General features: G+C 71.0%; 21 protein-coding genes. 14 read left to right on the top strand and 7 right to left on the bottom strand.

The window, feature by feature from the left end; translation table 11 throughout:
• Window positions 1-391: 391 nt before the first annotated feature.
• From hpnC to H2Q94_RS17705, 8 genes are all read left to right on the top strand, one after another.
• Window positions 392-1,297 carry a squalene synthase HpnC gene (hpnC, locus tag H2Q94_RS17740; RefSeq protein ID WP_243788307.1) on the top strand — a complete coding sequence of 302 codons (906 nt, stop codon included), beginning with the start codon at window positions 392-394 and terminating at the stop codon, window positions 1,295-1,297.
• Window positions 1,261-2,157, top strand: a complete 897-nt coding sequence (hpnD, locus tag H2Q94_RS17735) for a presqualene diphosphate synthase HpnD (protein ID WP_243788306.1) — start codon at window positions 1,261-1,263, stop codon at window positions 2,155-2,157. The genes hpnC and hpnD overlap by 37 nt, the downstream gene beginning before the upstream one ends.
• Window positions 2,154-3,518: a hydroxysqualene dehydroxylase HpnE gene (gene hpnE / locus H2Q94_RS17730; RefSeq protein ID WP_243788305.1), complete on the top strand. Its 1,365-nt coding sequence runs from the start codon at window positions 2,154-2,156 to the stop codon at window positions 3,516-3,518. Before hpnD ends, hpnE begins: the two co-directional genes overlap by 4 nt.
• Window positions 3,515-4,528 carry a polyprenyl synthetase family protein gene (locus H2Q94_RS17725; RefSeq protein WP_243788304.1) on the top strand — a complete coding sequence of 338 codons (1,014 nt, stop codon included), beginning with the start codon at window positions 3,515-3,517 and terminating at the stop codon, window positions 4,526-4,528. Before hpnE ends, H2Q94_RS17725 begins: the two co-directional genes overlap by 4 nt.
• On the top strand, window positions 4,522-6,456 hold the full coding sequence (gene shc, locus H2Q94_RS17720; RefSeq protein ID WP_243788303.1) for a squalene--hopene cyclase: 1,935 nt from the start codon (window positions 4,522-4,524) through the stop codon (window positions 6,454-6,456). Before H2Q94_RS17725 ends, shc begins: the two co-directional genes overlap by 7 nt.
• 16 nt (window positions 6,457-6,472) lie before the next feature.
• Window positions 6,473-7,129 (top strand): nucleoside phosphorylase-I family protein, encoded by a 657-nt coding sequence (locus H2Q94_RS17715; RefSeq protein ID WP_243788302.1) that lies wholly within the window; start codon window positions 6,473-6,475, stop codon window positions 7,127-7,129.
• Window positions 7,130-7,209: 80 nt separating this feature from the next.
• Window positions 7,210-8,211, top strand: coding sequence for an adenosyl-hopene transferase HpnH (gene hpnH / locus H2Q94_RS17710; RefSeq protein WP_243788301.1), 1,002 nt, complete (start codon window positions 7,210-7,212; stop codon window positions 8,209-8,211).
• Between the two features lie 83 nt (window positions 8,212-8,294).
• Entirely contained in the window at window positions 8,295-8,951 is a 657-nt protein-coding gene (locus H2Q94_RS17705; RefSeq protein WP_243788300.1) for a VC0807 family protein, read from the top strand.
• 16 nt (window positions 8,952-8,967) lie between these two features.
• On the opposite strand, the gene H2Q94_RS17700 is transcribed toward H2Q94_RS17705, so the two are convergent.
• From H2Q94_RS17700 to H2Q94_RS17675, 6 genes are all read right to left on the bottom strand, one after another.
• A complete protein-coding gene (locus tag H2Q94_RS17700; protein WP_243788299.1) occupies window positions 8,968-9,681 on the bottom strand; it encodes an SDR family NAD(P)-dependent oxidoreductase in 714 nt (237 codons plus the stop codon).
• A gap of 10 nt (window positions 9,682-9,691) precedes the next feature.
• A complete protein-coding gene (locus H2Q94_RS17695) occupies window positions 9,692-10,591 on the bottom strand; it encodes a DMT family transporter (RefSeq protein ID WP_243788298.1) in 900 nt (299 codons plus the stop codon).
• The gene (locus H2Q94_RS17690; RefSeq protein ID WP_243788297.1) at window positions 10,588-12,978 is read right to left on the bottom strand and encodes an MGDG synthase family glycosyltransferase; all 2,391 of its coding nucleotides are present in this window, start codon (window positions 12,976-12,978) and stop codon (window positions 10,588-10,590) included. The genes H2Q94_RS17695 and H2Q94_RS17690 overlap by 4 nt, the downstream gene beginning before the upstream one ends.
• A 100-nt stretch (window positions 12,979-13,078) precedes the next feature.
• Entirely contained in the window at window positions 13,079-13,954 is an 876-nt protein-coding gene (locus H2Q94_RS17685) for a LysR family transcriptional regulator (protein WP_243788296.1), read from the bottom strand.
• A 1-nt stretch (window position 13,955) separates the two neighbouring features.
• Window positions 13,956-15,143 carry a low temperature requirement protein A gene (locus tag H2Q94_RS17680; protein WP_243788295.1) on the bottom strand — a complete coding sequence of 396 codons (1,188 nt, stop codon included), beginning with the start codon at window positions 15,141-15,143 and terminating at the stop codon, window positions 13,956-13,958.
• 115 nt (window positions 15,144-15,258) lie between these two features.
• On the bottom strand, window positions 15,259-16,014 hold the full coding sequence (locus H2Q94_RS17675) for an SDR family oxidoreductase (protein ID WP_243788294.1): 756 nt from the start codon (window positions 16,012-16,014) through the stop codon (window positions 15,259-15,261).
• A 558-nt stretch (window positions 16,015-16,572) separates the two neighbouring features.
• Here H2Q94_RS17675 and H2Q94_RS17670 point away from each other — a divergent pair.
• From H2Q94_RS17670 to H2Q94_RS17650, 5 genes are all read left to right on the top strand, one after another.
• On the top strand, window positions 16,573-18,222 hold the full coding sequence (locus tag H2Q94_RS17670) for an AMP-binding protein (RefSeq protein ID WP_243788293.1): 1,650 nt from the start codon (window positions 16,573-16,575) through the stop codon (window positions 18,220-18,222).
• 119 nt (window positions 18,223-18,341) lie between these two features.
• Complete coding sequence (locus H2Q94_RS17665; protein ID WP_243788292.1) at window positions 18,342-19,814, top strand: flavin-containing monooxygenase; 1,473 nt, start codon at window positions 18,342-18,344, stop codon at window positions 19,812-19,814.
• Window positions 19,815-19,918: 104 nt separating this feature from the next.
• Window positions 19,919-21,607: a GMC family oxidoreductase N-terminal domain-containing protein gene (locus H2Q94_RS17660; protein ID WP_243788291.1), complete on the top strand. Its 1,689-nt coding sequence runs from the start codon at window positions 19,919-19,921 to the stop codon at window positions 21,605-21,607.
• 36 nt (window positions 21,608-21,643) lie between these two features.
• Complete coding sequence (locus tag H2Q94_RS17655) at window positions 21,644-22,264, top strand: acetoacetate decarboxylase family protein (RefSeq protein ID WP_243788290.1); 621 nt, start codon at window positions 21,644-21,646, stop codon at window positions 22,262-22,264.
• Window positions 22,265-22,377: 113 nt separating this feature from the next.
• Window positions 22,378-23,037: a thiaminase II/PqqC family protein gene (locus H2Q94_RS17650; RefSeq protein ID WP_243788289.1), complete on the top strand. Its 660-nt coding sequence runs from the start codon at window positions 22,378-22,380 to the stop codon at window positions 23,035-23,037.
• A 66-nt stretch (window positions 23,038-23,103) separates the two neighbouring features.
• On the opposite strand, the gene H2Q94_RS17645 is transcribed toward H2Q94_RS17650, so the two are convergent.
• Window positions 23,104-24,390: an MFS transporter gene (locus H2Q94_RS17645; RefSeq protein WP_243788288.1), complete on the bottom strand. Its 1,287-nt coding sequence runs from the start codon at window positions 24,388-24,390 to the stop codon at window positions 23,104-23,106.
• 74 nt (window positions 24,391-24,464) lie between these two features.
• On the opposite strand from H2Q94_RS17645, the gene H2Q94_RS17640 reads away from it, so the two are divergent.
• Complete coding sequence (locus tag H2Q94_RS17640) at window positions 24,465-24,977, top strand: winged helix-turn-helix transcriptional regulator (protein ID WP_243788287.1); 513 nt, start codon at window positions 24,465-24,467, stop codon at window positions 24,975-24,977.
• The last annotated feature ends 8 nt before the right edge of the window (window positions 24,978-24,985 follow it).

The following is a 24,985-nucleotide window of genomic DNA, read 5'->3' as shown; positions in this document are numbered from 1 at the left end:
CGTGGACAGTGCGCGGTCCTGGCGGTTTCTCGAGTTCAGCCTCCCGATGCGGTCTTGGATGCCCGTGGTGACGAACGCCGTCGCGAACGTCCCCGAAAGCGGTGAATCCGTTCGCGCCGCGAGGCCCGAGCCGACTCCGGGTGACTCGCTCATCGCCGCGCTTCGCGGGCGTGTTCGAGCGCCCTCTGATCCGTTCGCCTCGGGGTCGGCTTCCGCGGAGGGAGGCCCTGGCGAACCCGATTGCAACGGATCCAGTGAAATCCACAATGGACAGTTGGGCGGAAACGTGAAATCCGCTCACCACACGAAGGTGTGGGTTCGGCCTGCATCCGGCTCAGGAGCGGTCCTACTCTGACCGGACACCCCTGGTCGTAGGCGGGAGAGGGCCACAGTGGACATTTCTCGGGCTCGTGGGCGGCTGGCCGACGAGCGCACGACCGAGCGGGCGACGGACTTCACCGCGCAGCTTCCCGACACCGCTGCCGTGCTCGCACGAGCGGGAAACGAGAACTTTCCCGTGGCGGCACGCGTCCTGCCCAGCGGCCCGCGCACCCACCTGATGGCGCTGTACGGATACTTCCGGCTGGTCGACTACGCGGGCGACGAAGCTCCGGGCAACCGCGACATCCTCCTGGACCACCTCGAAGCCGACCTCGGCCACGTGTACCGGGGCACTCCGCGCATCCCGCTGCTGCGAGCCCTCGCCATCACCGTCCACGAGTGCGGCCTGCCCAAGGACGTGCTGACGCGGCTGATCGACGCCAACCGGCGGGACCAGCACGTGCACCGCTACTGCACGTTCGCCGAACTCGTCGACTACTGCGCGCTGTCGGCCAATCCCGTCGGCGAGTCGGTGCTGCACATTTTCGGCTGCGCGAGCCCCGAACTCGTCGCGCTCTCCGACCGGATCTGCACCGCGCTGCAGATCCTGGAGCACTGCCAGGACGTGCTCGAAGACCACCGCCAAGGCCGCGTCTACCTTCCCGAAGCGGATCTGCACCACTACGGGTGCCGGCTCGACGAACTCGAATCCGGCAGCGCACCCGGGCACTGGCGGGCGATGTTGCGGTTCCAGGTCGTGCGCGCCAGGCGGCTGCTCGACTCCGGTGCGCCGCTGGTGGGGCTGCTGCCGTTGCCCGCGCGGCTCGCGGTGGCCGGATACGTCGCGGGAGGCCGAGCCACCGCACGCGCGTTGGCCGCCGCCCGGTTCGACCCGGTCAGCGTCGACGCGACACCCGCCCGCACGCGCATCGCCGTCGAATGGGCACGGCTGCTGCTCTCAGGAGGCTCCTGGTGAACACCTCAGTGCAGGAGGCCTACCGGGAATGCGAGCGCATCACCCGCGCCCGCGCCCGCAACTTCTACTACGGGATCCGCTTGTTGCCGGGACCGAAACGCCGAGCGCTCTCCGCGGTCTACGCGTTCGCCCGCCGCGTCGACGACATCGGTGACGGGGAACTGCCCGCTCCGGAGAAGCTGCGGCTGCTCGCGCAAGCCCGGGCCGCACTGCACGAGGCGAGCCCGCGGTCGGCGGATCCCGTGCTGGTGGCCGTGGCCGACGCGGAGTCGCGGCTCGCGCTGCCGATGTCCGCGTTCGACGACCTGATCGACGGCTGCGAGGCGGACGTGCGCGGTGCCGAATACGCGACCTTCGCCGAGCTGCTGCACTACTGCCGCTGCGTGGCCGGTTCCATCGGCAGGCTTTCGCTCGGCGTGTTCGGGACCGGCGACCGGGCGCTCGCGGACCGTCGCGCCGACTCGCTCGGGGTGGCGCTGCAACTGACCAACATCCTGCGCGACGTCCGCGAGGATCACGACAACGGACGCGTCTACCTGCCGGCTGAGGACCTGCGCCGGTTCGGGGTGCACCTCGTTCCGGGCGAACCCGGCCCGACGGCGCGCGAAGCGGACGGGCTGGCGCGGCTCGTGCGGTTCGAAGTGCACCGGGCCGAACAGTGGTATCGGGAAGGGTTCGCGCTGCTGCCGATGCTGGACCGGCGCAGCCGCGCCTGCTGCGCGTCGATGTCCGGGATCTACCACGAGATGCTGCACGCCATCGCCGTCGCACCCGCTCGCGCCATGCGCTCCCGCACCTCGTTGTCGCCTTGGCGCAAGGCGGGCGTCGCGGCGCGGTCGATGGCGGGGATGGCGCCGTGAGCAGCGAGGTCCTCGTCGTCGGTGGTGGCCTCGCCGGTGTCACCGCCGCGTTGCGCTGCGCCGACGAGGGATTTCGCGTGACGCTGCTGGAATCCCGCGCCCGCCTCGGCGGCGCGGCGGGTTCGTTCCAGCGAGGCGAACTGGCCGTCGACACCGGGCAGCACGTGATCCTGCGCTGCTACACCGCCTATCGCGCGCTGCTGCGCAGGATCGGCGCCGCCGACGAAATCCGGCTGCAGCCACGGTTGCGGATTCCGGTGCTCAGCCCGACCGGACGGCCGAGCGTGCTGCTGCGGCGGCGGCTGCCTGCTCCGGCGCACTTCGCGCCCGCGCTGCTCGGATACGGCGAGCTCGGCCTCGGCGACCGCCTCGGCGCGGCCCGCACCGCGATGGCGCTGCGCGCGCTGGATCCGGCGGACCCCGCGCTCGACGAGATCAGCTTCGGTGCCTGGCTGCGCTCGCGTGGCGAGTCGGGACGGGCCGTGGACGCCCTGTGGGGGCTGCTGTCGGTGGCGGCGCTCAACGCGCAGCCGGAGCGGGCTTCGCTGGCGCTGGCGGTGAAGGTGTTCCGCACCGGCGTGCTCGACGCTCCGGACGCCGCGGACATCGGGATTCCGTCTCGCCCGCTGGGGGAGCTGCACGGCACGGTCGCACATCGCGCCCTGGACACGGCCGGAGTTCGAGTGCTGCTGCGCACCAAGGCGGCGGCGGTGCGCCGGGACGAACCGGGCTGGCGCGTCCCGGTCCGCGGTCGCGGTGGGGACGACGTGCTCAACGCCGATTCCGTGGTGCTCGCGGTGCCGCACTCGCACGCCACCGCGCTGCTGGCGGGACTGCCGCTGCCGCAGGCTCGGCGGTGGGCCGGATTGTCGGCGGCGCCGATCGTCAACGTGCACGTGCGCTACGACCGGCCGGTGCTCGGCGAGCCGATGGCCGCGGTGCTCGACTCTCCGGTTCAGTGGCTGTTCGACCGGACCTCGATCGCCGGGGCGCCGCACGGCCAGTACCTGGCGATCTCGCTGTCGGCCGCCCACGAATATCTGGACCGGCGAGCCGACGAGGTCCGGGAGGTGTTCCTTCCCGCGCTGCGGGACGTGCTGCCCGCGGCGAGGCACGCGCGGGTCGAGGACTTCTTCGTCACCCGGGAACCGCGAGCGACGTTCGACCAGACCCCCGGAACCGGCGCGCTGCGTCCCGCGGCCGACATCGGACCGACCGGTCTCGCGTTGGCGGGAGCGTGGACCGCGACCGGCTGGCCCGACACCCTCGAAGGCGCTGTGCGCAGCGGAGAGCAGGCCGTGCGCGTGCTGCGGACGGCTGCCGGAGACGCCTCGCGAGCTGGCGTGGAGGTACCCCGATGACCCTTGCCGTGCCCAACGTGCTGACCACATCCCGCAAGCAGGTGGAGCCCGCGCTGCGCGCCGCCGTCGGTGCGCTCGACGAGCACACCCGGCGCGTCTGCGAATACCACTTCGGTTGGGTGCACGCCGATGGCACTCCGGACGGCCGCACCGGCAAAGCACTGCGCCCGGCGCTGGTCTTCCTCACCGCGCGCGCGGTGAGCGAAGAGGCGCCCGCCCCCGTGCGGGCGGCGGCCGCGGTCGAGCTCGTGCACAACTTCTCGCTGCTGCACGACGACCTGATGGACGACGACGCCTCCCGACGGCACCGGCCGACCGCGTGGACCGTGTTCGGCAGGCCCGCGGCGCTGCTGGCGGGGGACGCGCTGCTGTCGCTCGGCACGAACGTGCTGGTGGAAACGCCGATTCCGCACGCCGCCGAGTCGGTGCGGATGCTGGCCTCGGCGACCGGCGGCCTCATCGTCGGGCAGGCCGCCGACCTCGCATTCGAACGACGCCACGACGTCGGCCTCGCCGAATGCCTGCGGATGGTCGAAGGAAAGACCGCCGCGCTGCTCGGCGGTGCGTGTGCGCTCGGCGCGCTGTCCGCCGGAGGCGATGCGGCGACGGTGTCCCGGCTGCACGCCTTCGGAATGGAGCTGGGGATGGCCTTCCAGCTCGTCGACGACCTCCTCGGCCTGTGGGGAGATCCCGCGACCACCGGAAAACCGGTCCTGTCCGACCTGCGGGCGCGGAAGAAGACAGCGCCGATCGTGCGTGCACTCACCTCCGGCACCTCGGCGGGCGAGCGACTGCACCGGCTCTACCAGGAACCCGGGCAGCTGCTCGGGGACCGCGCCGAGCTGGCCGCCGACCTGGTGCGGCAGACGGGCGCGCGGGACTGGGCCGAGACCGAATGCGAACGCAGGCTCACCGCCGCGTTCGCGCACCTGCACACCGGCGGCCGAACAGGTCCCGCGGTGGACGCCCTGACCGAACTCGCGGAATTCATCGTGCGGAGGCAATGGTGACCGAACAACTGACCCGATCCGGGGTCGAGCAGCAGACCCTTCCAGACCTGCCCGTGGGAAGCGGTGTCCGCGCGCACGCGGCGCTGCTGGCGGCCCGCGAGCACCTGCTGTCGCTGCAGGACGACGCCGGCTGGTGGAAGGGGGAGTTGCAGACCAACGTCACGATGGACGTCGAAGACCTGCTGATGCGGCAGTTCCTCGGCATCCGGACCCCCGAAGAGACCACGCGGGCCGCGCGCTGGATCCGGTCTCAGCAGCGGGAGGACGGAACCTGGGCGACCTTCCACGGCGGCCCCGGCGACCTCTCGACCACCGTTGAGGCGTACACGGCGCTCAAGCTCGCCGGGGACCCCTCGGACTCCGAGCACATGATCACTGCTCGGGCGTGGATCCTCGCCAACGGCGGCATCGAAGGAACCCGGGTGTTCACCCGGATCTGGCTGGCCCTGTTCGGCGAGTGGTCCTGGGACGAACTGCCCGCGATGCCGCCGGAAGTGGTGCTGCTGGGCAAATCCATGCCGCTGAACCTGGCCGACTGGGCGTGCTGGGCGCGGCAGACCGTGGTTCCGCTGACCGTGGTCTGCACCCTGCGGCCCCGCCGGGAGCTGGGCGTGAGCGTTTCGGAACTGCGCACCGGGCGCAGCCCGCGTCGGTCGTCGGGCGGCTGGGACCGGGCTTTCCACGCGCTCGACGCCGTGCTGCACCGCTACCAGCGACGGCCGGTGCGCGCTTTGCGGGAACTGTCGATGCGCCGCGCCGCCGAGTGGATCGTGGCCCGGCAGGAGGCCGACGGTTCGTGGGGCGGCATCCAGCCGCCGTGGGTGTACTCCCTGCTGGCGCTGCACCTGCTCGGCTACCCGCTGGAACATCCGGTGCTGCGCGAAGGGCTCGCGGGGCTCGACGGATTCCTCATCAACGAACTGACATCGGACGGGCCGGTGCGCCGGATGGAGGCGTGCCAGTCACCGGTGTGGGACACGGTGCTGAGCGTGCAGGCGTTGCGGGACGCGGGGCTGCCCGCCGATCATCCCGCGCTGCGCTGCGCGGCGGACTACCTGCTCGACGAGGAAGTCCGGGTCACCGGGGACTGGTCGGTGCGAAGGCCGAACCTGGCGCCCGGCGGGTGGGCCTTCGAGTTCGAGAACGACGGCTACCCCGACACCGACGACACCGCCGTCGCGCTGCTGGCGTTGAACCGGGTCGAGCACACCAAACCCGATGCGGTGCGCCGCGCCCTCGACCGCGGCGTGCACTGGCTTCGTGGCATGCAGTCCCGCGACGGCGGCTGGGGCGCGTTCGACGCCGACAACACCGGCAAGCTCGTCACGCGGCTGCCGTTCTGCGACTTCGGCGAGGTCATCGACCCGCCGTCGGCCGACGTCACCGCGCACGTCGTGGAGGCGCTGTCCGCGGTGGGACACCGGGACGATCCGGTGGTCCGCGCCGGCGTGCGATGGCTGCTGGAGAACCAGGAGGCCGATGGCTCGTGGTTCGGGCGCTGGGGCGCGAACCACGTGTACGGAACGGGTGCCGCGGTTCCCGCACTGGTCGAAGCCGGGGTGCCCGTGAACCATCCGGCGCTGCGCCGCGCCGCGCGGTGGCTCGAGCAGCACCAGAACTCCGACGGCGGATGGGGCGAGGACATGCGCTCCTACACCGATGCGCGCTGGATCGGCGTCGGCACCTCCACGGCCTCGCAGACCGGGTGGGCGCTGATGGCGTTGCTGGCCTTGGGCGGGCACACCGGGGAGGCGGTGCGCAACGGGGTGGAGTTCCTGGCCACCACGCAGCGCTCGGACGGGACCTGGGACGAGCCGCAGTACACCGGCACCGGATTCCCCGGCGACTTCCTGATCAACTACCACCTGTACCGGCTGATCTTCCCGCTCACCGCGCTCGGACGGTACGAGCGCGCGGTGGGGCAGTGACGCGGCGGTGAGCGCGATGGCCCGGCCCGATTCGGTGGCGCCCAGCGGCGGTGAGGTCACCGGCGCCGGGGTGCTGCTGTGCGCACCGCTGCGGTGCGAGGCGTTCGCGCTCGGCGGCGCTTCGCGGGCCGCGGTGCTGCGAACCGGGCTCGGGCCGCGGCGCAGCGCCCGCGAACTCGGCTCGGCAGGTGTCGGTGAGCACGACTCGCTGGCCGTCGCCGGCCTGGCCGGAGGGGTCGGCGCCACCGCCACCGGAGCGGTCGTGGTCGCCGACGAGGTGCGCGACGGGACGGACACGGTGCGGATACCAGGTGCCCTAGCGTTGGCCGATCGGCTGCGCACCGCCGGTTTCGGGGTCCTCGTCGGCCCGATCAGCAGCGCTGATCACGTGGTGGGCGGGGCGGAACGCGCAGCACTGGCCACCACGGGCGTGGTGGCCGTCGACATGGAATCCGCCGCGCTCGCGCGCATCGCAGGGGAGCGGCTGTGTGCGGTGGTGCGGGTCGTGGTCGACACGGCGGTGGCTCCGCTGGCGCACGTCCGCACCCCCGACCGCTCGGTTCGGGCGTTGCTGCGCCTGCGGCGGCTCGCCCCGGTGATCGTCGAGTGGGCGGCCGAAAACGGCTCCGCCCGGCGTCGATGTCGTCCGGGGCCACGCGACTCGTCGCGGTGAGCGGCGTCGCCCGCATCGGCTCGGCCGACGGCGGGCGTTCGAAGACTTTCATTCCACCGATCCGTTCTGGAGGTACGGCCATGGGCATTCCGATGCGGCAGGCCATTCGCGTCGGCTCCTATCTGGTGCGGCAGAAGATCGCGCGGCGGGAGAAGTTCGCGCTGACCCTGGAGTTGGAGCCGCTGTTCGCCTGCAACCTGGCCTGCGCGGGCTGCGGCAAGATCCAACACCCCGCCGGTGTGCTGAAGCAGCGGATGCCGGTGGAGCGCGCGCTGGCCGCCGTCGAGGAATGCGGCGCGCCGGTCGTCTCCATCGCCGGGGGAGAACCGCTGATGCACCCTGAGATCGACGTGCTCGTCGCCGAGCTCGTGCGCCGCAAGAAGTTCGTGTACCTGTGCACGAACGCGCTGCTGATGCCGCGCAAGATCGACAAGTTCAGCCCGTCGCCCTACTTCTCGTGGGCGGTGCACATCGACGGGCTCCAGGAGCGCCACGACGCGTCGGTGTGCAAGCAGGGCGTGTTCGAGCAGGCCGTGGACAACGTGAAGGACGCGCAGCGCCGCGGGTTCCGGATCACCACGAACAGCACTTTCTTCAGCACCGACACCCCGGCCTCGGTGATCGAGGTGCTGGACTACCTCAACGACGAACTCGAGGTGGACCAGATGATGCTCTCGCCCGCCTACGCCTACGACAAGGCGCCGGATCAAGAGCACTTCCTGGGGGTCGCCGAGACGCGGGAGCTGTTCGCGAAGGTGTTCGCCGACGGCAGGCGCAAGAAGTGGCGCTTCAACCACTCACCGAGGTTCCTGGACTTCCTCGAGGGCAAGGTCGACTTCGGCTGCACGGCGTGGGCGATCCCGTCGTACTCGCTCTACGGCTGGCAGCGCCCGTGCTATCTGATGGGCGACGGGTATGCGGAGACGTACCGGGAGCTGCTCGAGGACACCGACTGGGACTCCTACGGGCGCGGCCGGGATCCGCGGTGCGCCAACTGCATGGCGCATTGCGGTTACGAGCCCACCGCGGTACTGGCCACGATGGGTTCACTGCGTGAGTCGATACGTGCCCTGAACGGGTGAGAGCATTAGCCCATCCCCCTGGTGTTCGGCAACGGAACGGTTACGATTGGGCTCCCGCCCCCCAACGACGGACGCCGATACGAATGCAGAAGCCATCGCAGGTCGTGCACCTCGACGCGCTCCCATCGCACCTGTGGCACGCCGCCAAGCACCTGGGCGAGACGGTCATCGCACCGCTGGTGCTCTTCTACGTCCTGTTCACCTTCACCGGACTGACCGGCGGTCTGATCGCCGCGCTCGTCTGGGGCCTGGGGGCCGTCGCGGTCCGGCTCGCGCTGCGGGTGCAGGTGCCCTTGGTGCTGATGTTGACCACCGGGGTGCTGGTGGTGCGCACGATCGTGGGCTTCGTGACGAACAGCTCTTTCCTGTACTTCTTGGAACCCAGCCTGCAGAACTTCCTCGTCGCACTGCTGTTCCTCGGCTCGCTGCTGTTCGAGCGGACGTTGATCGCGAAGCTCGCCGACGACTTCTGCATCCTGCCGCCATCGCTGATCGGTCACGCCAGGGTCCAGCGGTTCTTCCGCCGGGTCTCGCTGCTGTGGGCGCTGGTGTTCACGATCAACGGGTTCACCACGCTGTGGGCGCTGGCGCAGGCGACCATCGGGCACTTCCTGCTGGCCAGCACCGCCGGTTCGTTCAGCCTGGTCGCGGTCGCCGCCGTCGGCTCCATCTGGTGGCTGCGCAGGGAACTGCACGGCGAGGGCATCACGCTGCGCTTCGCCCGCCGGGCACCGGCCTGAGGCCGTCGCCGCCCGGTCAGCCGAAGCGTCGAGCCAACCGGTGGAACGTTCCCGGCAGCGCGCCGTGCGCGCGGGCGGCGAGACCCAGCCAACTCGGTACGAACACCTCGGAGGTCCCCTCCGCCAGCGCTCGCAGCAACACGTGCGCCACCCGCTCCGGCGGCACGGGACGGGGACGGCGGCGAGTGCAGGGGCCGCGCCGATCGAAGAAGCGGGTGTTCACCACGCCGGGGAACACGGTCGTCACCGGTACACCTTCGTGGGCCACGCTGGCGGCGAAGGCGCGCAGCCCCGCTTTCGTCGCCGCGTACACCGCCTCCTCCCGCACGCCCACCACGGCGATGGACGAGACGAATCCGACCTGACCGCCGCGCCGCGCCAGATCGGGCAGCGCCGCGCGGGTCAGCTGCAGCGGGGCGGTGAGGTTCAGCGCGATCAGCTCGTCCACGAGCCGGCCCGACATCGCCGATAGCGGTGCCGCGCAGCCGAATCCGGCGTTGTTGATCACGAGGTCGGTGTCGGCGGCGGCCGTGGCCGCCCGGTCCAGCCCGGCGGGATCGGTCAGATCCGCCACCAGCGGGCGGCCACCGCTGCGGCGGGCGACGGTGGCGAGCCGCTCGGCGTCGCGGCCGACCAGCACCGGCTCGCACCCCATCGAGCCCAGCTCCAACGCGAGCGCGGCGCCGATGCCGGAGGAACCGCCGGTCACCAGGGCGCTGTGCCACGTCATTCGGGCCACCTCATCCGGCGCGCATCTCCGCGACCCGTCTCAGGTGCTCGCCGCGATGGGTCAGCACCCAGATCCCCACCAGCAACGCCATCGCGGCGAAGGCCTGCCCCACCAGCGCGGGTGGTGAGGTCTCGATGCGCTCGCCGAGCCAGCTCACTCCGATCGCCATGCCCACCAGCGGATCGACCGCGGTGATGACCGCCAGCGCGGGGGAGATGAACTTGCCCTGCTGGAAGGTGTTCTGGCTCAGCAGGAACCCCACCGGCCCCAGCGCGCACACGACGTAGAGGCTCGGCTGAGTGAACGGTTCGGCGATGCCGCCGTGGCGGAGTTGTTCGGCGACGACCTTGATCAGGCCCGCGGTGACGCCGTAGAGGACGCCGGTGGCCAGGGCGAGCGACAGCACCCGCACCTCGCCGGGGAACCGGTTCGCGGCCAGCACGCACCCCACCACGACCACTGCCAGCAGCACCGCCAGCGGCCGGACGTCGGCCGATGCCGTGAACCCGGTGCCCTCACCCGCGGGGCGGGCCAGCAGCAGGAACACGGCCAGTCCCGCCATCACGGCCAGCGCGCCGAGCACCAGGACCCGGTCGAGCTTGCGGTGCGCCATGCCCGCCGCGAACACCGCCCCGAACAGCACCGAGGTCACCAGCAGCGGCTGCACCAGGACCAGCGGCCCGAACGCGAGCGCCACCATCTGCAGCGCGAGGCCCGCCAGGACGGTCCCGATGCTGAGCACCCAGATCGGCTTGCGCACCAGATCCCACAGCAGCCGGGGATCCAGCGTGCGGCTGGTGGGCACCTGCTTGGTCGCCCGCTGCTGCACGGCGCTGGCCAGGCCGAACCCGGCCGCGCCGAGCACGGCGGCGGGCACCGCCACGCCCAGCATCGTGCCCGTCGAGCTCACGAGCCCACGTCCGCCGGCTCGGCGTCGCGCAGCGCGGTGAACGCGTGCCGGAGTTGGTCGGCGAGCTCGTCCACGTCCGCGAACAACCCGGGGTCGGTGGTGACGCCGATGCCGGTGCGCTCGTTCCAATGGAACATGCCGACGGCCAGCCCCACTCCGTCGGCCAACGGCAGCACGGGATGCACCGTGTGCAACGGTGCCCCGGCGACCAGCGTCGTGTCGAAGCCGCCGGGCATGATCGAGACGATGGTCCGGAAGAAGCGCGCGCGGTACGTCGCGCGCACCGCTTCGGCGTGCAGCGGAGCGGGCAGCGCGGCGAGCGCCCGGAGCACGGCCGCGGCCGCGGCGGGGCGCCCGTGCCCCTGGGAGTGGGCGAGCCGGGCCGCGACCTCGTTGAGACGGCGCCTGGGAACCATCTGCCCCAGCGGGAGGTCGACCGGCACTCCGGCCGTGTGATTGCCGAACTCGTCGTTGCCCTCGCCGGTGCTGCGCGGCACCATCGCGCGGATCGAATGCTGCGTCGTGTTGTTCTCATCGAGCCGGTGCAGCGCTTCGGCCAGTGTCGCCAGCAGCAGCGCGCTGCGACTGACCCGATGCGCGGCGGCGCATGCTCGTACCTCCTCGGCGGGCAGCTCCAGCCACGCGAATCGGCGGGCGGAGGTACTGCTTCCCCGCGTCGCGGTGGGCGCGGTGCTCGTCGCGGCGAGGCTGAGCAGGCCGCGCAGCACCGCCGCGGCGCGGCGCGGATGTGACGGCACCGGGACGACGGGAGCGGGGGCCTGCGGTGGTGAGTCGGCGAGGAGCCGCAGCAGCGAGGACGTCATGACCAGCCCGTCGCCCAGCGCGTGATGCATTTTGACCAGGATCGTCACCAGCTCGGCGCCCGGACGGCGGACCAGTTTCATCGACCAGGGCGGGCGGTCGCGGCGCAACGGAGCCGTGAAGAACTCGCGTTCGACCTTCTCCCGTTCGGCGGGGTCGGCAGTGCGCAGTTCGTGGTGGCTCAGGTGCTCGGAGACGGTGAACTCCCGGACCGGGACCCAGTACGGCCGGTGGCCGGGCGGCGTGCTCAGGCGGTGACGCAGCATCGGCAGGTCCGGTGCCCTGGTGCTGATCAGGCGGCCGAGGTGGTCGATCCAGTCGGCGGTCGTCATTGCCCGGTCCGTGGTGCTCAGCGACAGGACGGCGCCGGTCTGCTGGGGAACGACCGGGGTGTCGGCGTGCACGAAGAACGCGTCCTGACCGCGTAGCCGCCGAGGTTTCGACGGCACTCGCAGGTGCGCGAGTTCGGCGACCTGGTCCGCGAACCGGCCGGTGGCGGCGAGGTGGTCGAGCACGCGCTGCTCGGCGTCGCGCAGTGCCGCCGGTTCGGTGATCAGCAGGTGCAGCGTCCGGGTCAGCGCGTCCCCGTCTTCGCACAGCTCGGCCAGCCCCGCCTCGGCCATCAGTCGGGCGTTGGCGCGGCCGTGCCCGGCGATGGGCTCCACCATCAGGACCGGGCGTCCGCAGGCGAGTGCTTCCAGCGCGGTCGCACCGCCCGCGTTGGTCACCACCACGTCGGCCGCCGCCGTGTAGGCGGGCACGTCCCGCACCCAGCTCAGCGGGATCAGGCGCGCGTCCTGCTCCGCGCGGTCCCGCAGCCGGCGCAGCAGCGGCTCATTGTGGCCGCACAGCACGACCACGTGGTCGATCCCGGTGCGCAGCGCGGCGTCGGCGGCGCGTTCGACGGAACCGAAACCCAGTGAGCCGCAGGAGATCAGCAGGATCCGGCCCTCGGTGGGCAGCCCGCAGTCCCGGCGTGCGGCGGACTTCTCGCGCGGGCGGAACCGGGTCTCCACGGGTGGGGCGCTCACGGCGTGCACCGAGCGGGGTTGCGCGCGATGTGCGGCACGCAGCCCGTTCTCGCTCATCACGTAGTGCAGGTCGATCTCGGAGTACACCCAGAACGGGTGCGGGGCGAAGTCGGAGATCACCGCCGCGATCGGCGCGTCCAGCTCACCTCGTCGGCGCAGCCAGTCCAATCCTGCGGTGCCCAGCGGATATGTCGAGACGATCAGGTCCGGGCGCCGCGCCGCCAGCAGCGGGCGCAGCCGCCGCCCGCACCAGGAGCCCACGAAGCGGCGGCAGCCGTCGGCGAACCAGCGCTGCCGCCACAGCGCCGCGTAGAAGAAGTCGTAGAGCCACGGCGTCGACTCGACGTTGGTCACGTAGATGCGCTGGAACGTCCGGGGCACCCAGGAGCCCATCAGCTCCAACGCGTCCGCCCACGTCACCGTGCACTCCGGCCAACGGGCGCGGGCCGCTTCTTCGACTGCTCGTGCGGTGGCGTTGTGCCCTTCGCCGATGGTGGCGCTGACCAGCAACAGGCGGCGTGGCGGCTGAGTCACGAGGCGAGCTCCTTCCGAGACGGCTCGTGGTTTCGGAGGCTAACCGCGCGGCCGTGGCCCGGCCTGGTGAACGGAGCCGCCTGGTGAGCTCGCCCGGGAGTCAGCCGCCGGTGGCGCGGAGGAAGGCGTCGCGGGTGGCGTGGTTGATGTGCGCGGGCCACAGCGCGTGCAGCGGGGCGAGCAGCGTCGGGCGCAGCTCGACGACCTGGGTTCTCCCGCCCGCGGCCGGCCCTGGAGGTGCGGTCACCAGTGCGACGCAGTCGGTCCCGATCACGGCCGTGACCGGTGGAGTGCCCTGGATCGGATTGCGCAGGTAGTCCGGTTCGAACCCGGCTTGGCGGCAGTGGTCGAGCAACAGGTCGGTGTAGCCGGACCGGCCGGGATCTCCCCAGACCACGAGGCGTTCGCGGGCCAGCTCGGTCAGCTGCACGTGTTCCCGCCCGGCGAGGTGGTGGTCCACGGCGACGGCGACGGCCAGCCGGTCCTGGGTGAGGGTGCTGCGGGTCAGCCCGTGCTCGGGTCGGATGCCGCGGCAGAGGCCGAGGTCGATCTCGCCGCTGAGCAGGTCATCGGTCAGCCGCGGCGGGTAGTGCTGGTGCACGTCGGTGTGCAGACCGGGCAGCTCCGCCAGCGCGGTGTGCACGAGTGCGGTGACCTCGTCGCTGGTCACCGCCGGGGTGTGCCCGATGCGCAGCGTCTCGGAGCCGCCTCGGCCGATGCGGCGTGCCCGGTGCAGCGCCGAGCGGGCGATGCCGTTGAGGATGCGGGCGTCGTCGATGAGCGCCTGCCCGGCGGGTAGCGGGGTGACGCCGGCGGCGTCGCGGCGCAGCAGCGGGACGCCGACCTCGCGTTCGAGGCTGCGCACGGAGGTGCTCAGCGCCTGCTGGGACAGGTGCAGCCTGGTCGCCGCGCGGGTGAAACCGCCCTCTTCGGCGACGGCGACCAGGTGCTCCAGCTTGCGCAGGTCCAGGCCCACGTCATGTCCTCTGGGCGGCGCGAGCGGCGCTCGCCAGTTCCGCGGCGAGGGTGGCGGCGGTGGCCAGTCCGATGGCGGCCACCGTGGCACCGATGCCCATGGCGTTGCCTGCCGCGGCCAGTGCGAGGACCAGCACGGCGCCACCCGCGATGATGATCGGCCGGTCCGCGGCGCCCGTGGCGGTCAGTCGGTGCAGGAACAGCAGCACCAGCAGGAACATCGCGACGGGCACGGCGACCGCGAACCCGCCGGTGCGGGCGGAGGTGTGCGCGGCGTGCTCGGCGACGTCGAGGGCCGTGTGCAGCCCCGCGCCCACGGCGGCGACCGCAGCGAAGATCAGGTAGTGGCCGTATCCCCAGATCAGCGCGGTGCGCAACGACCCGAGGCGGGCTTCGGCCCCGGTGAAGTAGATCCACCACAGGGCGAACACGAGGATCAGGCCGCCGACGATCACCAGCGCCACGGACGGGGAGAGGCCGTGTTCGGAGATCGCGTCCTGCACACCGGCCAGTGTGGCGAGGATGACCTCACCGAGCACGATGATGGTGAGCAGGCCGTACCGCTCGGAGATGTGCTCGGGATGCCAGCTCGTGGCTTCGCCGCGGTACTCCGCCCAGATGGGAACGAGCATCTCCGCGGCGGCCAGCGCCAGGAAGCCGACGAGGCCCCAGGGCTGCGGGAGCGCGAGCCGGGCGAGCCAGCCGAGCTGGACCACGGCGATGCCCGCGGCGTAGCGCAGCGCGGTCCGGCGTCCCTCAGGGTGTTCGGCCGCGGCGCGCAGCCACTGCCCGATCATCGCCACTCGCATCACGACGTAGCCGAGCGTGATCACGGTGAAGTCGAAGTCGGTGAACGCGGCCGGGACGCCCGCGGCGAGCACGAGCACTCCGGCCATCTGCAGCAGGGTCAGCAGCCGGTACGGGACGTCGTCGGTGTCGTAGGCCGAGGCGAACCAGGTGAAGTTCATCCACGCCCACCAGATCGCGAAGAACACCATCACGTAGCCGAGCAGCCCCACACCCGTGTGCCCCTCGGTGAGGGCGTGATGCCATTGGGTGGCGACCTGCGACACGGCCACCACGAAGCACAGGTCGAACAGCAGCTCCAGCGGTGTCGAGGCACGGTGCGCCTCGCGCGGGTCGCGTGCTCGCATGACCCGATGCCGGTCGGTGATTCCTCGTTCAGCCACGTTCCTTCTTCCACCGGAGCTGGTTTCCTGCGCACGGCGCCCCCGTGCCCGTGGGGCGGCCGGCCCCCCGCTCCGGCCGCCCCACGATCCTGCGACACCCTTCCGGGCGGTCCGTTCAGCGGGTGGTGTACCCGCCGTTCGCGAAGATCGTCTGTCCGGTGATCCACCAGCCCTCGGTCGCGAGGAAGCGCACCAGCGGCTCGATGTCCTCGATCTTGGTGAGCTGGTTGCCGAGGGCCTGGGACTTGTGGAACTCGACCCGTTCCGGCGTCTCCTGCGGGTAGAAGAACGGGGTGTCCATCGGTCCCGGCGCGATGTTGTTCACCGAGATGCCGCGGTCGGCGAACTCCTTGGCGGCCGCGCGGGTGAAGTGCTCCAGCGGAGCCTTGCCGCCCGCGTAGGTGGAGTAGCCGTCGGTGAACGCCGCGAGCAGTGAGGTCACCAGGCTGATGATCTTGCCGTTGTCGTTGATCCGGCGACCGGCTTCCTGCAGGAAGAAGTACGCGGCCTTCGCGTTGATGCCGAACATCCGGTCGTACTCGTCCTCGGAGGTCTCCACGATCGGCTTGCGCAGCACCATGCCGGTCGTGTTCACCGCGACGTCGACGCCGCCGAACTCGTCGACGGCCACGTCGAACAGCCGGCGCACGTCGTCGACCTGGGTGAGGTCGCCCGCGACCGTGACCGCGGCGGAACCGGCCGCCCGGACGGCCTCGGCCGTCCGCTCCGCATCCGCCTTCGAGGATTCGGAGTGGTGGTGGATCACGACCTTGGCGCCCGCCTCAGCGAGCTTGGTGCTGATCAGGCCGCCGAGGTTCTTGCCGCCTCCCGCGACCACCGCGACCTTGCCGTCGAGTGTGTGCGCTGTCATCCTCGCCCTCCTGTTGATCGGTCGACCGGCGACGCCCGCAGGCTCGCCCGGATGCCCACGACGTTAGGCAATCCGGACGAGCGGGGGAAACGCGAACGTCGGGTACCTCGACAAGTCGTCTCGATAAGCCCAGCTCAGCGTCGGTTTCGCGGGCTCATCGGCGGGCTGGTCCCGCGTGCCTCCCGGCGCATCGTCGTGCGGGCCTCGACGTGATCTCCGGCGGCGGATCGTCGTGAAGTCGATCTTCCAAGTCGGTGAATCCACTGTGCATTCGATGTGGACGGTAGATGGCGAAGGGGTGGATGCGTGAAAGATCCCGCCTCTGCGGCGCTGACCTGCACAGGAGTGGGTCGATCACTCCGATTGGTCCGAAATGGACTGTTCGAGTGCGGCGCAATGGAGTGGGCCACTGCGCCGCTTGGCGGAATCGGCTGTCGGTTCTTTATCACTCGGGTGACAAAAAATTCCGCCCGCGAACCGGCTTGCTTGACGCGCTCCGGGGGAGGTCGAAAAGTGGTGCCGGTCATATCCGGCGGATCGACCGGCGAAGGGGCGTTCATGGCACGGCAAGACCGAACCGACAGCGCGGGAGCGGTGCGCAGGACCGTCCACGGAGTCCGCGGGCTGCGGGTGCTCGCCCGAGCCGGGATGGGCTCGCCCACTTCGCCCGGCAGCGTGTTGCGCGGCTTCGCCGACGTACGTGCTTGGGGACCGCTCGTGGGGGCGTTGCGGCACGTCTCGCGCAGCAGGCCGGACGCCGTCGGGCTCATCGATGAACGCGGTGGCATGACCTATGCCGAGCTGGACCGGGCTTCCGAGGCCATGGCGATCGCGCTGCGCGACAGGGGATTCGAGGCAGACCACACGATCGCGGTGCTGTGCCGGGATCACCGCTGGTTGGTGCTGACCCTGCTGGCCTGCGGCAAGCTCGGGGCGAACGTGGTGCTGGTCAACACCGGGTTCGCCGCGCCGGAACTGACCGAGGTGCTCGGTCACGAGCAGGCCGCCGCGCTGGTCGTCGACGCCGAATTCCAGCCGCTGGTGGAGGAGGCGCGGCTGCGCCTGCCGTGCTTCCAAGCCTGGCCCGCCGCCGGAGTGCGGCGCGGCACGACTCTGGAGGACCTGCTCGACGAGGCCGAGCGCGCACCGGAACCCGATCCGGTGGTGCCGCAGCCGCGGCGCCCGGGCGGCGTCGTGCTGCTGACCAGCGGTACCACCGGACGCCCCAAAGGCGCCCGCCGCGAGGTGCGTTCGGCGTTGAGCGCCGCCGAATTCCTCGACCGGATTCCGCTGCGCTCCGGCGAAGCCACCTTCATCGCCTCCCCGCTGTTCCACGCCATCGGCTACTCGCAGCTGACCTTGGCGTTCGGGCTCGGCAGCACCGTCGTGGTGCGGCGCAGGTTCGACGCCGAGCAGGTCGCCCGCGCGGTGCACGAGCACGGGTGCACCGCGTTGGTGCTGGTGCCGACGGTGCTGCGACGGCTGCTCGAACTGGACGCGGATTTCCTGCGCTCGACCACATCGACGCTGCGGGTGATCGTGGTGTCGGGTTCGGTGCTGGCGCCGGAACTGGTCGAGGACGCCGCGCAGCGGCTCGGTGAGGTGCTCTACAACCTGTACGGCTCCACCGAGGCGGCGGTGGCCGCGGTGGCGACGCCGCGGGATCTGCGCCGGGCACCGGGAACAGTGGGGCGTAGCCCGCGCGGGTGCGAGGTGCGGCTCTACGACGCGCACAACCGGCCCATCACCCGGGCCGGAGAGGTGGGGCGGATCTTCGCGGGTGGGCCGCTGATGTTCAGCGGCTACACCACCAGCGCCGGACGACCGCGGATCGGCGGGCTCGTCGACACCGGGGATCTCGGCCACCTCGACGCCGCCGGACTGCTCTTTGTGGACGGTCGAGCCGACGACATGATCATCTCCGGTGGGGAGAACGTGTTCCCGGCCGAAGTGGAACACGTCATCGCGACCCACCACGCGATCAAGGACGTGGCGGTGTTCGGCGGCGCCGACCCGGAGTTCGGGCAGCGGCTGCACGCGTACGTGGTGCCCATTCCCGGCGCGGAGCTGCGACCGCAGGAGATCATCGAGTTCGTCCGCGCCCGGCTGGCCCGGCACAAGGTCCCGCGCGAGGTCGAACTGGTCCGGTCGGTCCCGCGCAATCCGACCGGCAAGATCCTGCGCCGCGCCCTGGCCGCCCCGCGGTGAACGGGCTCCGGCGGCGCGATGTCCGAAACTGTCAATGATCTGACCGTCGGCGTCAGACCGCAGGGGCGAACCGCGATTAACGTGATCGTGTCCGCAGTGCACGACCACGAGGAGCCTCCATGTCGCCGATCCGCCAACCCCATGTCGCCATCATCGGCAGCGGGTTCGCGGGCATCGCGGTGGCCGCTCAGCTCAAACGCGCCGGGCACACCTCGTTCACGATCTTCGAGCGCGCCGGCGGTGTCGGCGGGGTGTGGCGGGACAACACCTACCCGGGCGCGGCCTGCGACGTTCCCTCGCACCTGTACTCCTACTCGTTCGTGCCGGAACCCACCTGGCGGCGCCGGTTCGCCGAGCAGCCGGAGATCCTGCGCTACCTGCGGCGATGCGTCGAGCAGCACCGGCTGACCCGGAACCTGCGGCTGAACACGACCATCGAGGCGGCCGACTACGACGAGAAATCCCGCCGGTGGCGGCTGCGCACCGACGCGGGTGAGGTCATCGAGGCCGATGTGCTGGTGCCCGCGGTGGGGCAGCTCAGCGAGCCGTTCATCCCGAACCTGCCGGGTATGGGGGATTTCACCGGTCCGATGTTCCACTCGGCCCGCTGGGACCACCAGCTCGACCTGCGCGATAAGCGGGTCGCGGTGATCGGCACCGGGGCGAGTGCGGTGCAGTTCGTGCCCGCCATCGCCGGCCGGGTCCGAGGGCTCACGGTGTTCCAGCGGTCCGCGCCGCACGTGGTGCCGCGCCCGGACCGCGCCTACCGGCCCTGGCACCGGTTCGTGTTCCGCAACGTCCCCGGCGCGCAGTCGCTGATGCGGTTCGGCGTGTGGGCGTTCTTCGAAGCGGCCGGTCGCGGCCTCACGACCGCCCAGCCCCTCGGCAAAGCGTTCTCGCTCGCGGCGAAGTGGCACCGTTGCACGCAGGTGCGCACGGAGAAGGTGAGCGAGGACCTCGCGCCGGACCATCCGATCGGCTGCAAGCGGGTGCTGTTCTCCAGCGAGTACTACCCGGCGTTCAACCGGCCCGGCGTCCGGGCGGAGACCAGCCGCATCGAGCGGGTCACGCCGAACGGGCTGCGCACCGAGGACGGCACCGAGCACCCCGCCGACGTCGTGATCTTCGGGACCGGGTTCGACGCGAGCAACTTCCTGTCCTCGATCGCGGTTCGCGGTGTCGGTGGCGCCCGGCTGGACGAGGCGTGGGAGAAGGGCGCCCGCGCCTACCTCGGCATGGCGGTGCCCGGGTTCCCGAACATGTTCGTGATGTACGGCCCGAACACCAATCTCGGTTCCGGTTCCGTCGTGCACATGCTGGAAAGCCAAGCCAAGTACGTGGCGCGCCTCGTGCGGAGGCTGGCCCGCCGCCCCGGCGCGGCGCTGGAGGTGCGCCCGGAGGCCGCGGAGCGTTTCGACGACGAGATCCAGCAGCGGCTGCGCGAAAGCGTGTTCACTTCCTGCCAGAGCTGGTACCGCGACGAGAGCGGGCGGATCAGCACCAACTGGCCGGGCTCGATGACCGAATACCGTCGTCGCACCCGAGGCCTGGATCTTGCCGATTACGACGTTCTGGCACCATCCACGTCCTGATCGACATCGGTTCCGGCGGGGCCTCGGTTCCCGAATTCCCGTGAAGTCGCGAGTCCACTGTTCTGATCGGGCCAACGACGGCCCGAATCCTCTGCGAGGTGTGCATGCCCGGCCATGACTACGACGTGCTCGTCATCGGCTCCGGTTTCGGCGGCGGAGTCTCCGCGCTTCGGCTCACGGAGAAGGGGTACCGGGTCGGCGTGCTCGAAGCGGGCAAGCGGTTCACCGACGCGGATTTCCCGAAGACATCGTGGCGGGTGCGGGATTACCTCTACATCCCCGCTTTGGGCTGCTACGGCATCTTCCGGCTCAACCTGCTCAAGGACGTGCTGATCCTCAGCGGAGCGGGCGTCGGCGGCGGATCGCTGGTCTACGCGAACACGCTCTACGAACCCCCCGCGGAGTTCTACGCGCACCCGCAGTGGGCCGGGATCACCGACTGGAAGCACGAACTCGCGCCCTACTACGACCAGGCCAAGCGGATGCTGGGCGTCACCGAGAACCCTCGCGACACACCATCGGACCGCGCGATGCGCGAGGTCGCCGAGGACATGGGCATCGCCGGGACCTACCACCGCTCCCAGGTCGGGGTGTACTTCGGTGAGCCGGGCAAGACGGTGTCCGACCCGTTCTTCGGCGGCGCAGGCCCGGACCGCACGGGCTGCCTGCATTGCGGCGAGTGCATGACCGGCTGCAGGCACAACGCGAAGAACACGGTGGCGAAGAACTACCTGCACCTGGCGGAAAGCGCGGGCGCGACGGTGCATCCGCTGACCACGGTGACCGCGGTGCGCCCGCTGCCCGACGGCGGTTACGCGGTGGACACGGTGCGCACCGGCCGGCGGATCCGCAAGCAGCGCCGCACGTTCACCGCCGCCGAAGTGGTGTTCTCCGCATCCGCGCTGGGGACCCAGAAACTGCTGCACAAGATGCGCGACGAGGCGGTGCTGCCGGGGATCTCGTCGCAGCTGGGGGTGCTCAGCCGCACCAACTCGGAGCAGATCCTCGCCGCCCGGGCTCGTGGCGGCGAACAGGACTTCAGCGAAGGCGTGACCATCACGTCCTCGCTGCATCCGGATTCGACGACGCACATCGAACCGGTGCGCTACGGCAAGGGCAGCAACATGTTGGCGCTGCTGGAGGCCACGCTGGTGGACCCGAAGCCGGGCCGCAACCGGCTGTTGCTGGGGTTGCGGAGGATGCTGCGGAACTGGCGGGACCTGCCGACGCTGCACAACCCGCGCCACTGGTCGCAGCGGACGATCGTGCTGCTGGTGATGCAGGCGGTGGACAATTCCTTGACGCTGCGCACCAAACGCGGCCTGTTCGGCCGGAAACTCGTCAGCGAGCAAGGCGCGGGGGAGCCGAACCCGACGTGGATCCCCAGCGGGCATGCGGCGGCCCGTTCGCTGGCGGACAAGATCGACGGTGTGCCCGCGGGCAGTTGGGCGGACTTGGCCAACGTGCCGATCACGGGCCACTTCATCGGTGGCTGCGCGATCGGTTCGGACGCCGAGCACGGGGTGGTCGACGCCTACCACCGGCTCTACGGCCACCCGGGCCTGCACGTCGTGGACGGTTCGACGATCTCGGCGAACCTCGGGGTGAACCCGTCGCTGACCATCACCGCGCAGGCCGAGCGCGCGATGGCGCTGTGGCCGAACAAGGGCGAACCGGACGGCCGTCCCGAGCTCGGCGAGCCCTACAGCCCGATCGAGCCGAGCCCCCCTGCCCGTCCCGTCGTCCCGGAAGCGGCCCCCGGCGCCCTGCGGTTGCCGGTGACCCCGGTCTGACGTTCGCAGGCGGAACACCAGTGAAGAGGAGAATCGATGCCCTACCCGCCCGAACCCTGGGAACTGCGCGGCAGCATGCACCTGTCGCTGTGGCGGCTGCCGGAGACGGAACTGCCCAGCAGTCCCGTGGAGACGCCGCCCGTGCTGGTCGGCGGCTCCGGGCTGGTCGGGACCGCCTGGGTGATCTACGGGCCGGGCAGCGTCATGGAGTACAACGAGCTGCTCACCGCGGTGCTGGTGTACGACCGGATGGTGCCGCGCGTGCACATCAGCCACATCTGGGTGGACAGCGCCGACTCCGAACAGGGCGGCCGGGAACTGTGGGGCATTCCCAAGCGGCAGGCGCAATTCCGGTTGCGCTCCACCACCGGTGAGCCGCGCTTCTCGCGCGTCGCGTCGTTCGCCGCCGACGGCATCGCCTCGGCCGGATTCACCCGCCTCGCACCGCTGCCCGGCTCCTGGCCGTTCGCCTACCGCGTCGCCCAGGACCTGAACGGTTTCCAGCAGACGCGGGTCAGCGGCTCGTCGACCGTCCAGTGGTGCAGCTCGGCGTGGCGGTTCGAACCGGACGGCCCGCTGGGCTGGCTAGGGGGACGGCGGCCGGTGGCCAGCCTGGCGCTGAACGACTTCGCGATGCGGTTCGGCGCGGAGTCGTAGTCGGCACAACGTCGCCGAACGTCCGAGTTTCGTTGGTATGACTCGGAATCGGGCGCTGTGGTCTCGCCGGTGACCGCGCCCGCCGCGGTCTTTCCCGTGCGACCATCCAGGTCATGACCGGTACCGCGCTTGCTCTGCTGGAGTCGATTCATCAGGAACTCGCCCCCCGGGAGGGGGAGAACCGCCTGGTCCCGCTGGTGCGGGAAGGGGCAGCGCCCACGTCGGTGCTGGCGGCGCTGGCCGCCGAGGAATCCCGCATCGTGCCCTGTGACCGGCGCAGCTTCCTGACCCTGGCCGCACGCGCCGCCGACCGTCCCACCTGCGAGTTCTTCACCGGCCTCGCCCAAGGTGAGGGAACCGCGCTGGGAGCGCTGCCCAAGCTGTCCGCGGCACTGGGCTGGAGCGAGCAGGACGTCGCGGACTACCGCCCGCAGGCCGGTTGCCAGGCGTACCCGGCGTACCTGTCGTGGCTGGCCCTGCACGCCGACCCCGGCGACGCGGCGGTGGCGATCGTGTCGAACTTCGCCGCGTTCGGCGCCTACTGCGCCGAGGTCGCCCGAGCACTGCGCACTCGGTACGGACTGTCCGATTCGGACTGCGAGTTCTTCGACCTGTTCGGCGCTCCGGAGCCCGGCGCCGACGTACAGGCCGAGTCCGCGGTGCAGGCCGGGCTCGACGCGGGAACGATCACCGAGTCCCTCGCTCGCCAGTACGCACGCCTTTTCCAGGACTACGAGCTGATGTTCTGGAACACCCTCCCCGACACGATGTAACCCGGACCGCGAAGATCGGTAGGCCGATCGAGCTCCGCATGCACGAAGGAGTCCGCAGCGTCGTGATCAACGCTGCGAGGCGAGGACCGTGCTCGGTGCTTTGGCCAGGACTGAGAGCACGGCGGCGATGGCGCAGATCGCCGCTCCGCTCCACCAGGCGTAGGTGTAGGTGCCGAAGACGTCGCGGATGACTCCGGCGGTGAACGCGGCCGTGGCGGCGCCGATCTGGTGGCAGGCGAAGACCCAGCCGAAGACGATCGTGCCGCGCTCACCGAACAGCCTGCGGCACAGGGCGGCGGTGGGCGGAACGGTCGCGACCCAGTCGAGGCCGTAGACGACGATGAACAGGATCATGCTCGGATGGGCCTGGTCCGACAGCAGCCAGGGCAGCAGGAGCAGACTGACCCCGCGGAAGGCGTAGTAGACGACCAGCAGCTTGCGCGGGTCGATCTTGTCCGTCAGCCAGCCGGAACCGACCGTGCCGAGGATGTTGAACGCCCCCACGGCGGCCAGGAGGCTCGCGGCGGTCGTGCTCGGCATTCCGTGGTCGTGGGCCGAGGGGATGAAGTGGATGCCGATGAGGCCGTTGGTCGTGGCCCCGCAGATCGCGAACGCGATCGCCAGTGCCCAGAACGTTCGCCGCCGCACGGCGAAGGCCAGTCCGTCGAGTGCGCGCCGCACGGCGCCGCCGGTGGCACGGGGAGCGACCTCGTGCTCGTCCGGATCGGCGCCGTAGGGCAGCACCCCGCGATCCTCGGGGTGGTCCCGGATGACCGCCCACACCAGCGGCGCGGCGATCAGGGCCGCCGCGGCGATGGTCAGGGAGGCCGCTCGCCATCCGACGTTCTCGGCCACGGCGGTGACGATGGGCAGGATCGCCAGCTGACCGACGGCCGATCCGGAGGTCAGCATTCCCATGACGAGGCCGCGGCGTTCGACGAACCACCGGTTGGCGATGGTCGCGGCGAACACCAGCGCCATCGCGCCGGTTCCGGTACCGATCAGCACGCCCCAGAAGATCAGCAGCTGCCAGGACGCGGTCATGGTGATGCTGCCGCCGGAGCCGAGTGCCACGAGCACCAGCGCGGACGCGACGACCCGGCGCATGCCGAAGCGGTCCATGAGCGCTGCCGCGAAGGGCGCGACGACACCGAAGAGCACGAGGTTGAGGCTCACGGCCAGCGACATCACGCTCGTCGGCCACCCGAACTCCTGGTGCAGCGGCACCATCAACGCGCCGGGTGCGGCGGTGAAGCCCGACGCGCACAGCAGCGCCAGGAACGCCACGGCCGCCACCCACCACGCCGGGTGGATGCGAGGTGCACTTGCGCGCACGGGAGATCGGGTCGACATCGCATCCTGACTTTCTTGAGGGAAGTCGTACGCTCGCGGGTAAATTACCCGAGGCGTGAGGTGATGGGAATACGATGCCGCTGCGTTCTGATTGGTCCGACGATCCCTGTCCGATTCGCCGATCGCTCGACGTGCTCGGCGACCCGTGGGTGCTGCTGATCATCCGCGACGTGCTGCACGGCCGTGGCCGGTTCGACGCGTTGCGCGGGAGCCTGGGCATCTCGGAGGCGGTGCTCAGCCGTCGGCTGCGCGCCATGGTCGAGGCCGGGCTGCTGACGCGCGTCGACTACGACAGCGGCGGGCGCACCCGGCAGGGATACGCGGCGACCGAGTCGGCTGCGGAGCTGCTGCCGGTCCTGCAGCAGCTCGCGCTGTGGGCTGAGCGGCACACGCCGACGCCCGCAGGCGGCGGGCACATGGCGATGATCCATCGGCCGTGCGGCAACGAGACCACCCAGGGGCAGGTGTGCAGTGCCTGCGGCGAGGCGCTCAGCGCCGAAGACATGACATGGGTCAAGCCGTGGAAGAACACCCGCGACGCGCTCGTGGCCCCCGGAGTCCTGGGCGACCCCGGCCAACGCGACTGAGCCTCGAC

Origin of the sequence: Saccharopolyspora gloriosae, assembly GCF_022828475.1 — a bacterium.
Taxonomy (GTDB): domain Bacteria; phylum Actinomycetota; class Actinomycetes; order Mycobacteriales; family Pseudonocardiaceae; genus Saccharopolyspora_C; species Saccharopolyspora_C gloriosae_A.
Note: the sequence above shows the minus strand (reverse complement) of the source record. Positions and strands in the feature narration are given on the sequence as shown.